Raw genomic sequence first — 10341 nt, 5'->3', positions numbered from 1 at the left:
CAAATAAGCCGTCGGAACGGCGGTGAGCTGTATTTTAAGACCTTTGATGGCTTTACCCATCTTCCTACGATGCCGTATGCATTCATCATGCGCTTCGACTCCCTTCGTGAGATTGAGGCGGCAAAGACGGCTGAGGTCCGCAAGCTTCACCACATTGGTATTCACAGGGTTCCTAAACGCCGTACCCTGTCAGATGCGAACGCCAGACGCTCGGAGAAATTCTTTGAGGACGTGTATCACGACCTTTACGAGTCCAATAAGGACAGACTTTCTTCGGACAGCCGACGCAATGGTACGGAGGAATGGGTAAAACGTCTGAGAATCATCGATTCCACCACGATAACCCTGTTCTCTAACGTCATCTTCAAGGGCGTGGGCCGTCATCCTAAGACGGGAAAGAAGAAGGGTGGCATAAAAGTGCATTCCGTCATTCATGCAAACGAGGGAGTTCACTGTGACGTGAAGTTCACCTCTGCCGCTACCAACGATTCCTTCATGCTCGCCCCCAGCCATTTCAAGCATGATGAAATCGTTGCCCTGGATCGTGCATATATCAACTATGAAAAGTTTGAGGAACTGACCGAGAGGAACGTTGTCTATGTCACCAAGATGAAGAAAAATCTCAAATACGAGGTGTTGGTAGACTGCATGGATATGAACGAGGATGGGCTGATGGAATATCGTGAGCAGGTGGTGGTGTTCAGGAAGGGCGGTATCAACCATATAGCGCGTATCATCACCTATGTGGATATCAAGAAAGGAAAGATGCCAAAGTTGGTGTCCTTGCTTACCAACGACTTTGACATGTCCATGGAGACTATCGTAGCCATCTACCGCAGGAGGTGGCAGATAGAGTCTCTTTTCAAGCAGATAAAACAGAACTACACGATTAGATAGTTCTATGGGGAGAGTGAAATCGCCATCAAAATTCAGATTTGTGTTACACTCATTGACTATCTTTTAATGTCACTGATGCAAAACTCATTGCAGAGGCGGTGGAGTTTCTCAGGGCTGGCTACTATGGTGCGCATTGTACTTATGGAATACCTCAACATGAATAATTTCTTCAACATGCCGGATGCCGACATGAAACTCATGCTTGAAGCAGCGGCTGAATCGCCACCCGAGGTAACAGAAAATGAATAAGGGGGCTTGTCACTAACATGCTGTCATCCGAACTATTGTGTCTCAATGAGTTGGAATGAGGATTTCTATGTTTAGCGGACAGTAATAATCTCCATTAGCGTATCGGTATGGGCTGTATGGTTCATCGCAGAGTTTTGCCTCCTCCATCTCGTCGTTTGCCTGCTGTATTGCATCCCAGCGGTGCTTGATACGCAATTCCTGTACGGCGTCGCATGCTAACTTTTGTACATGGAACCTATCGATTACACGCTTGGCATTGGGAAACGAGCTTCTGACTATTTTGCGCATAGAGTCGGACAGGTCCAGAGTGACTTCCTCAACAGAGGAGCGTTTCTCCTCACCAATCCTATCCAGTACTGCTATGACATCTTCTGACTTTGTACCTGCAACTACTGCCACGAGACTTCTTTCCCGTGTCCTTGCTGCACGGTTGGTCACGAAAGTGTACAGTTCGCCGTTAGACAGTGAAGTTTCATCAATAGCCAAAGAGGATCCGATGTTGTCAGGAAAGAGAAGCCACTCGTCGGCATGTTCTGCCTGGTCCCATTGACGAAAGCCGCTCAGAACTTCCTTGTATTGTTTCTCAAATGTGTGTCCGTCAATATGATAGAAATCCTCAAGCGTAAGGCAGCTCACGGGGGATGTCTCCATACGTTTCTTTTAAAAAAGCTCCAAATTCCTTGGAGTAACGAGTGCCCTGAGCTACCATGTCTAAAGCGATGGGAAGCGTAAAGCTCTTGCCTGTGCGCAAGTCCGTCCATCGTCTGCGACGAATTTTCAATATAACCTTATGGTCTCGGATCGGAAAGTCAGTTATATTAACAGCTTCCATGAACCCTTTGGACTCGAAGTTGGCATCATCCGCCAAAGTCTTGTCCATACGTTCGTCAAGACTAATATGAAACTCTGATCCGACCTCACGGACAGAAACGATAGTAAAAAACTCTAATATTTGAGTGGGCAACACAAGAGCTGCCAAGGTGCGTAACATATTTTCTTCCATGATGCGAAGGTCGGAATTATTAAGATAAATAACAAATTATTCCCCCACTGATTTTCTACTGAGCCACTTCTTGCTCATCGTCAGATTGTGAGCCACACGATGTTAGAGCTACTGGCAAAGATGTACATACTGCCAACGCTGCAATAATAAAATAAGATTTCTTCATTTTTATCATATTTAAAATACACGTTACATTGCTATGTGTTCGTAAACGAACATGATTGTTGCGGTTTTAATGAAAACCTGCTAAAACAACAATCTCCATAGTTTGGTAGGTCACTTGAACAAATGTTCAGAGGAGCGGGACCCCATAACATGTAATTCGCTGACAACAGTACAAGTCTGCCTTTACACCTTAACAATAGGGGTCAGCAATGAAATATGATACTGCAAATATAGGTATAATATATGAAACCTGCAAGAGATTACACGATTATTTTATGATTGAATTAAATTATTATGTTTTTATGAATATTCTGTTATACTGTCATATTATTATAACATCATCAAGGCATATTATAATTGTTTATGACTTGATGATGATTGTAATTTCTACTATCTTTTAAAGCCAACTCTGCCAGTATTAAGGTCTTCTTTTGTCTGTTGCTCATTTCCTTCCACAATACTGTAATCGTTTTCTTTAAGCTTTGCAAGAAGTAACTGACCTATTGGTTTTACCTCATCTATTATATCAGAGCAAAGTTTATGAGACATTTGTACAGATGAACCAGCCTCAATGAAGTCCTTTTCTGTCGGATTTGCTTTATACCCAACGCTTGTTGCATGCTGTCCTAAAGGACTATCATGAGTCATATCGTAAGCTGGTGAGAGCTTCCACTTTCCATCTACATAAAGGAAAGAGAAATTTCTTGCATGATCGTCAAAATTTTCAGCATAATAGTTGAACACCATTCTACGAAACTGTTGTTCCACTTCAATATGATCTTGCGTAATGTAGCCTGTCAATGCCAAAAGAGTTTTGTAATCCATTTTGGGAGGATTTATATCCTCATCAAGAAGTCCACTGGCTGTGACCATGTGTATACGCTCACCATCGGGAGAAAGGTCGAAACGTTCCACTCCGAAGTATCGGTCATTGAAAAGCTTAAAACGAGGAACAATAATACCAGCTTCCTTTGCTGCATGACTGTACATGTATTCTATCTTACCTGATTCTATTGGATCATTTATATGCCGGAATTTCACAATCCAATGAGACCCGTTCTCTTGTAGCAGTATTTTAGGACGGACACCACCAGAGTTACCGCTATCCACATACAATCTTCCTGCATTCTTATCGGTTTTCCCTGATAGTATATCCAATGCAGCTTGCTGTATTTTATCAAGATCTTTAAACTTGCTTGGAATCGTTATCTTATTATCAGGAATATAGCATAAAGCTCCCATACCAGATGAGCCGACAATACTTAGTTTCTGTAAAGGGGTGAGAGATTGATAGTTTATGCCTTCCTTATTCAGTTCTTTTTGTAGTACATACTCTCCATATCCTCCAGGCATACAATCTTCAAAGACACCGAAGTTACCATGGAACGGTAGATAAGGGGCTTCAAATAAGTCCCCTTTTAAAGGTAATTTCAATGGGGATATTGAAAAACCAGTGTGTAACCATTCGTTGCAGTATTGGAAAAGACAAGTATCATTGATTCCCATGGTAAGTTGTCCAACCAGTCGATCATGATACATGACTTTTAATGTTTCAAATCTTCTCATCTGTTCCTCTCTTTCTGTTCCTGTTTTTGTTAATCCTAACCATTTCATCAAGACTTGAATACTTTGGTTTTCCTATTAATTCCATCATATCCTCAGCATAACCAAGTACACGGACTATCTTCACGAAGCTGGCAAGCGAAATTTCACCTATATGCTCAAATCTCTGTATTGTAGACAATGGAACACCACTTGTCTCAGATAGAGATTTCTGCGACAGGTTCTTCTCTAATCGGCGTAGCCGGCAATTTCTTGATAGACTCCTTAAGATGTCCTCTGTGGATATAGGTTCAAATATATACATTTATAATAACTATAATATTGGTTGTTATATTAAATAATATCACTTAATAACTAATATATAAGTTACTGCAAATATAGGTATAATATATGAAACCTGCAAGTTTTTGCGCCATATTTTACAACTGACTAATCAGTACACCAGCACCAAATTCCATCAAAGTTGCGTTGCCCATCATCCTTGAAAGCCAAATGCACTTCTTCTATATAAAAAGGGGAATCCAAGTCATTCCAGTCTTTCCAATAGAATTTTTGTCCCACTACTGGAATAAAAGGCAAATCTTTATCAAAGTAAATTTGATGGGTACCAGTCGGATCATATACGAACCTGACATGATACAATTCTGTTTTATTATTGAACTCATTATTGGGAATACTTTGAATATCCTCATAGTTCTTTACTGCCGCGATTGTCGCTAAGTCTCCGTTGACCTTTTTCCACAAATGGTCTTTAAAGGATTTGTACCCTTTGCCTTCTTGCTCTTGCAGGATAGCTTTGAGATCCAAGACTGCTTGTTTGTAACCATCCGTAAAGCCTTGTATTTGCGGATATTCAGAGTCCTGTTTGGATTGTGCATATTGGCACAATTGATTTGTAAAATTCTTGTTGGCCATATTACTTTGTTTTATAAAATTTATCTACGCATTTGAAAACTCCGCAAAGTACCTGGACTAAAAGGAGTTTACATACTCGCTTACATTTTCGCAGAAACAAATGCAGCTTCTTTGCAGAGGTACTATATGGTTTATCAACCATTAACAGCAGCAACATGCAAGTGGCAAAGTAATAGAATATTTTGCCTCGTTGCGACTGGCATTCTTCGGAGTCTGTTTGTTTATATCTTGAATTTGTCACGCTCTTCTTTCATTACACGATTATAACCAATTACGCTGTGTTATCCATTTACCATTGATACATACAACTTTCTCATTGTCTTTCAATTTACATTGTTGTATATGTGTTTCTTCACAACGGTTCCTATAATCACAATTTATGCAATAGGTGTTCATAGTTTTTATTTTAAAAGTTTCAGATTATCAAAATTATTTCTCTGTTCATATTTCTTTTTGTTGATTCTATATTGCTATTGCCTTAGATACAAGAGCAGCACAAAGTGACTCACAGAGCACCTTGCTCATGTTGACCTCAACGGCATTGCCGATATATTTCTTCTGTTCGGCCTGGGTTCCGACGAGTATGTAACTGTCTGGAAATCCCATAATGCGTTTCAGTTCCTGTATGTTGAGCATTCGCATCTTGATGTCTATGATTCCGTACATGGCCATGAACTCTTTTATCTTGCAAGTCATTTCAGTGTCCGTTTCAAATATCCTTATACCGATACCTTTTTCTGTGGAGATAAGGTAAGGGGGCATCTTATCCATCCGAGCAATCAAAGTGAAGCACGGCTTATTGATATTTCCACCTACAGAGTTGAACTGTGGGTTCATCAAGAAGCAGTCAACTACTTTTTGCTTCGGTGTTGTCAACACAGCAGGGCAAGGTGCATCAATGCTGGAAAGTTGACCACCAGAGGAGTATTCATTTGCCAAGAACCTACTTGAAGCCAGGTCCAACCTGTCTTTTGTTGTGATCGTCGGACATGGAAACTCTATGGAATGGTTTTCTCCATTGTCATAGTACGCCGTAACAAAGCAATGATGATCCTTGGTTGTGATGGCTCCAGCAGGTACATCTACTGATTGGTTCTTGGAATAAGGATCTCCACTGAATGCCTTGGACATAAAGCTGATGTTCGCAATGCCCAGACGGTTTTGGCAAGCGACAGTTGGACAAGGTTCGTCAATGCCAGGAGCCACATACTTACCATTCTGGTTCATCGAGTTGTACTTAATCAGAAAGCCATCTTTCCCTCCAGCCACGAACTTAATGAGACCGGCATAAATTCTTTTCAAGGTTTTTTCGCACAACGGCTTTTTCCTTTCGAAGATACTTTGCCCTGTGTCGTTCATATCCAGCACATCCCTAACCGGTTTCCATTTCTTATACATATGGAACATTCCATTGTCTCCTTCCTTTGAAAATGTAGGAATGGGGAATGCCGTTGGAAGTCCTTTCTTTGCAAACTGACCGAAAAACCTTTTGCGTGATGTATATGCGCCGAAGTCCGCTGCGTTCAGTAAACGCCAGTCATAATGATAGCCATAAGACATAATCCTATTGCACCAACGGACATAACTGCACCCTTTTAATCTTGATATGGGATGCCCTTTGTCATCCATATCTCCCCAGCTCATGAATTCCTCTACGTTCTCAATTTGAATGTAATCAGGATCGAGCTGTGCGATATAACGGAAAAGGTGTTCTGCCAACGTGCGGCTGTCAGCGTCGCGCGGCTGTCCGCCCTTGGCCTTCGAGAAGTTGGTACATTCCAGCGATGCCCACAACACTACTAAAGCATTGGGGTATTTGTGCTTCATTCTATTCAAATGGACAACCAAAGCCGTTAAGTCAAGGATTCTGATGTCCTCAGTAAAATGAAGAGTGTCCGGGTGGTTTGCCTGGTGAGAGAGGATCGCATTGGCGTCATGATTGACACAGGCAATCACTTTTGCACATTTCTGACCGTCTAATGTCGCACTTTCAACACCAGTAGAAGTTCCACCGGCTCCACAGAACAGGTCGATATAGAGCAATTGTATATTATCCATGGTATTTCTAGTATATTTGAATGTTACGGTTAAATCCTTTATTTTTTCAGCTTACACTTTTTATATTTCTACCTTCAAATAGGACATTCCTGCTGTTTCCATCCACTCGTTGTAATGTCCGATGGCGGCATCACCAGTCAGTCCCTTTGCCAGTCTGTCCTCCAGTTCGGCTTGGTAAACTTGACCCTCCTTATTAATATCCATATTTATTTTGTCAAGGGAGGATACAAGTTGACGCAATGATGATAAAATTTGCTCCATAATGATTTCTATTGAAGTTCGAATTGAACATGAAAGTGATACTCTTGGCACAGGCGCACAATTTGCCTTATCGCATAAGGGTTCTTGCCATAAGGAAAGAATATCATGCGTTCTTTTGTCAAGCAGCGCACGTTCTTCCTCCTCAAAACATACAGGAGATTTGCCCTTCGTTTTAAGATTCTGTCCATACCATGATTTTTGTATCTTTCTTAGCCTTTCTACTCATTTGCATCAGACGCAGTTCCGACTTTCATCAAATTGCGTATTATGCTTTTGTCAAACCAATAGGTTGCCCCCACTTTTCTTATGGCAGGGTCAATCTTACCGCTCTTTACAAGGCGGCAGACAGTGGGGACACTGCAATTCAGGTATTTGGCCAACGCCTTATATCCTGACAGCCATGTTTCTTCGTTAAACAGATGCTCTGATGTAGCATTACCACCGTTTTTGTACGAGTCCATCAGTGCGACAAATTCCTTCACTGACAATTGTGCCAGTGGGGTCTCTAACAAACTTTGTGTTAATTCCATATTCTTCACTTTAATACATAAATTAATAATACCTGGCAAAAAGCCAAATCTCTGTCGCCTTGATAATTGTATTAAAGGATATTGGAGAGACTACTGTCTGATAAACCAATAATTGTATTAAAGTGTCTCGAAACGACGATACAAAGATAATAAAATCTATTTCATACTCCCTACTTTTTACTCATCAAATTGTTTCATATAAGAAGACTTCACTTCATCAGCTATATTAATATAAGGTTTCATAGCTTTGTAATCACTATGTCCAGTCCACTTCATAACAACACTGGGAGGGATTCCTTTTGCAAGAGCTGTGCATATAAATGTACGACGACCGCAGTGAGTTCCTACAAGTTCATATTTAGGCTTTACCTCATCTATTCGCTTGTTACCTTCATAATGGGTGCTTTTTATAGGTTCATCTATTCCTGCTAATTTGCATAATGTATGAAGCCTCTTATTCATCTTCTGATTACTTATAATAGGCAATACTTTTTTATCAGGGAAATGAATATCAGAATACTTGTCTAAGATAGCTTGTGATTTACTATTTATCTCTATGATTATTCTATCTGCTGTTTTTACAGTAACAATTTCAATCTTTCTATTGTGAATGTCTTCCCATGTCAGATTATTGACATCAGAATATCTTAATCCTGTATAACAGCAGAATAGAAATACATCACGCACTGCTTCAAGTGATGTATATTTCTCTGGGATTTTAAGGTTTTCTACTTTCTCCAATTCCTCTCGTGTTAAGAATATGACACGCTTACTTGCACTCTTCAATTTAGGCTTGAAGTGTTCAAAAGTGTGATTAGTATGATAGTCTTTCTCATAACACCAACGAAGATACCAACGTAAGAATCCAAGCTGTTTATTAATCGTGCTATTCTTCATACCTTTCTTTCCCATATAGTTTATGAAGTCAGCGATACCGTCTTCATTAAAATCTTCAAAGTTCAATTTTTTATTAAAGTCTTGTAAATGGTTACGTAAAGCTGCAAATTTTTCATAGGTCGCTGGAGTCCAATCATTGAGTTTGCCATTAACTTTCACAAACTCATCAAAACACTTCCAAAAATCGTTTTTCTTCTTTTTAGGTTTATTAATGTCCACTTGGTGCACATTTATAGTACTATCTTTTTTAAATGATTCTTCCGTGGTTAGAGGCTGTGGATTGGTCTTAACATGAAAGGCATTACGCAATTCTTTAGGCGATGGTATGATCTGTCGTAACTCAAATTCACGAAAAACAGCAACCATACATGCTCTCATCTGGGACAAATGTTCATTAAACTCGTTAGTAACAGTTGTATTGCTATTTAGGGACATTATACGCTGTTGCCTATCGTCCCAATTCTCTTTTTGAATTACAAGCCCTGTCTGGAAATCTAGTCGATTCCCATCATATGATACACGCATACGAATCCTGTAACCAGCATTTCTATAATTACGTATTGAAAATTTTATAGTTCTTTTTATAATCATATTTGATAATCTTTATTTCAAAGTTAATCAAATATACAGTTTTGCCCCACTTTTTGCCCCAATATTTCCCATTTGTAAAATAAAAATACTTTGTTGGCGAAGAACTGTTTTTTATTGGTATTTTTGAACCCCCTTTATATTGCCCCACTTTTTGCCCCTCTTTTCTTCACGGAGGATTTGAACTATAATTATCAAAATATAAAATATCATTTCAAATAATATCAGCAACTTTTTGTTACTCAGTGATTTTTGATATTATATGATATACATCTTTAATAATTTTGTATAGAGGTCCACTTCCCTCTCTCTCCGCTTTAAGTACTCTGGCAGCATCGCCAGAGAGTACTACTGAAAAAGTATAAGTATCGTAATTCCAACGAGTTACGATACTTTTGTTTTATAGTCCTCTACCTCTTCAGAGTAGTTACAGAGATAGCCGAAACGCCCAAAATACTCTCCAATGGCTACAATCTGGCTACACTTTTTTCTCGCAAAAAATAATTGTAGCCAAGAGTACGTAGAGAGTCTGTTTAGAGTACTTGTACATTGCTGTAGTTCAAACAATTATGTGCAACTTTGTAGGCGAGTTGTAGAGAGTTATTAGCACCGTAAATGTGTAGCTTTTCGGTACTGTCCTATAAAAGTGTGTAAGCTTCTTTTTTCTTATCTTTGTATTTGAAAACTATAAAAAAGGAAAAAATGAAACTTACACATTCGCAAATTTCGGAAATTCTTTCGAATTACACAAGCAGCAGCGAGGGTTTTGTTACCCTTCAGTCATTAATCATGAACTCCCTGATGTATCATGAACGAGAGTTGTTCGTCAGCGAAAATGCCCATGAGCAATGCAATGGTTTCCGTTCTCGTCGTTGGTACAGTCACGGCTTTGAGTTCTCGCTCCGTATTCCGCGCAGTCGTAGCGGAAACTTCTATCCCATTCTCTTAGGGTTGATACGCAGCGAAAGCGAGGAACGTGCCAAATTGTTCAATCTCCTCTACACCAAAGGTCTTACCACGGAGCAGATAGGCGAGATTTCAAATTGCGTCTATGGTCGTTCCTACAGCAAGCAGCAGGTATCGCATCTTGCCGGCAGCTGCCGTGAGGACGTCGAACGGTGGCTTTGCCGTAGCCTTTCCTCCCACTACTTAGCCGTCTATATCGACGCCACCTTTATTTCCACCCGTAGGGACAGACAGGTGTCCAAGGAGGCC

Annotated in this window: 11 protein-coding genes and 1 pseudogene (1 of these 12 running past the window's edge); 3 read left to right on the top strand and 9 right to left on the bottom strand. The window is 40.1% G+C overall.

The annotated features are described in order from the left end of the window. Together E0E16_RS00655 and E0E16_RS14050 are read left to right on the top strand one after the other, a co-directional pair. On the top strand, window positions 1-897 hold an 897-nt coding region (locus E0E16_RS00655; RefSeq protein ID WP_255418079.1), incomplete at its 5' end, for an IS4 family transposase. A 75-nt stretch (window positions 898-972) separates the two neighbouring features. Beyond that, entirely contained in the window at window positions 973-1146 is a 174-nt protein-coding gene (locus E0E16_RS14050) for a hypothetical protein (protein ID WP_255418078.1), read from the top strand. A gap of 87 nt (window positions 1147-1233) precedes the next feature. On the opposite strand, the pseudogene E0E16_RS00650 reads toward E0E16_RS14050, so the two are convergent. The 9 genes and pseudogenes from E0E16_RS00650 to E0E16_RS00610 form a co-directional block, all read right to left on the bottom strand. After that, window positions 1234-1797: pseudogene (locus E0E16_RS00650) on the bottom strand (ISAon1 family transposase); the annotation flags it as partial. Beyond that, the gene (locus E0E16_RS00645) at window positions 1763-2149 is read right to left on the bottom strand and encodes an ISAon1 family transposase N-terminal region protein (RefSeq protein WP_130828385.1); all 387 of its coding nucleotides are present in this window, start codon (window positions 2147-2149) and stop codon (window positions 1763-1765) included. The gene E0E16_RS00645 and the pseudogene E0E16_RS00650, both read right to left, overlap by 35 nt. Before the next feature lie 555 nt (window positions 2150-2704). Further along, the gene (locus E0E16_RS00640) at window positions 2705-3880 is read right to left on the bottom strand and encodes a type II toxin-antitoxin system HipA family toxin (RefSeq protein ID WP_025876614.1); all 1176 of its coding nucleotides are present in this window, start codon (window positions 3878-3880) and stop codon (window positions 2705-2707) included. Further along, the gene (locus E0E16_RS00635; protein WP_077195338.1) at window positions 3867-4181 is read right to left on the bottom strand and encodes a helix-turn-helix domain-containing protein; all 315 of its coding nucleotides are present in this window, start codon (window positions 4179-4181) and stop codon (window positions 3867-3869) included. The genes E0E16_RS00640 and E0E16_RS00635 overlap by 14 nt, the downstream gene beginning before the upstream one ends. 125 nt (window positions 4182-4306) lie before the next feature. Further along, a complete protein-coding gene (locus E0E16_RS00630) occupies window positions 4307-4792 on the bottom strand; it encodes a hypothetical protein (protein WP_130828384.1) in 486 nt (161 codons plus the stop codon). 462 nt (window positions 4793-5254) lie between these two features. Continuing rightward, entirely contained in the window at window positions 5255-6850 is a 1596-nt protein-coding gene (locus tag E0E16_RS00625; RefSeq protein WP_130828383.1) for a DNA cytosine methyltransferase, read from the bottom strand. Between the two features lie 60 nt (window positions 6851-6910). After that, on the bottom strand, window positions 6911-7054 hold the full coding sequence (locus E0E16_RS13415; protein WP_223177179.1) for a hypothetical protein: 144 nt from the start codon (window positions 7052-7054) through the stop codon (window positions 6911-6913). A gap of 275 nt (window positions 7055-7329) precedes the next feature. Further along, complete coding sequence (locus tag E0E16_RS00615; RefSeq protein ID WP_130828382.1) at window positions 7330-7641, bottom strand: DUF3853 family protein; 312 nt, start codon at window positions 7639-7641, stop codon at window positions 7330-7332. Between the two features lie 177 nt (window positions 7642-7818). Then, complete coding sequence (locus tag E0E16_RS00610; RefSeq protein ID WP_165444169.1) at window positions 7819-9129, bottom strand: site-specific integrase; 1311 nt, start codon at window positions 9127-9129, stop codon at window positions 7819-7821. A gap of 699 nt (window positions 9130-9828) precedes the next feature. Here E0E16_RS00610 and E0E16_RS00600 point away from each other — a divergent pair. After that, on the top strand, window positions 9829-10341 hold the 5' portion of the coding sequence (locus E0E16_RS00600) for a transposase (protein WP_439650599.1). It continues 75 nt past the right edge of the window; 513 of the gene's 588 nt are visible here — the first part of the coding sequence; the start codon lies at window positions 9829-9831; the stop codon falls past the right edge of the window.

It is taken from the genome of Prevotella rectalis (assembly GCF_900607215.1).
GTDB classification, from domain to species: domain Bacteria; phylum Bacteroidota; class Bacteroidia; order Bacteroidales; family Bacteroidaceae; genus Prevotella; species Prevotella brunnea.
Note: the sequence above shows the minus strand (reverse complement) of the source record. Positions and strands in the feature narration are given on the sequence as shown.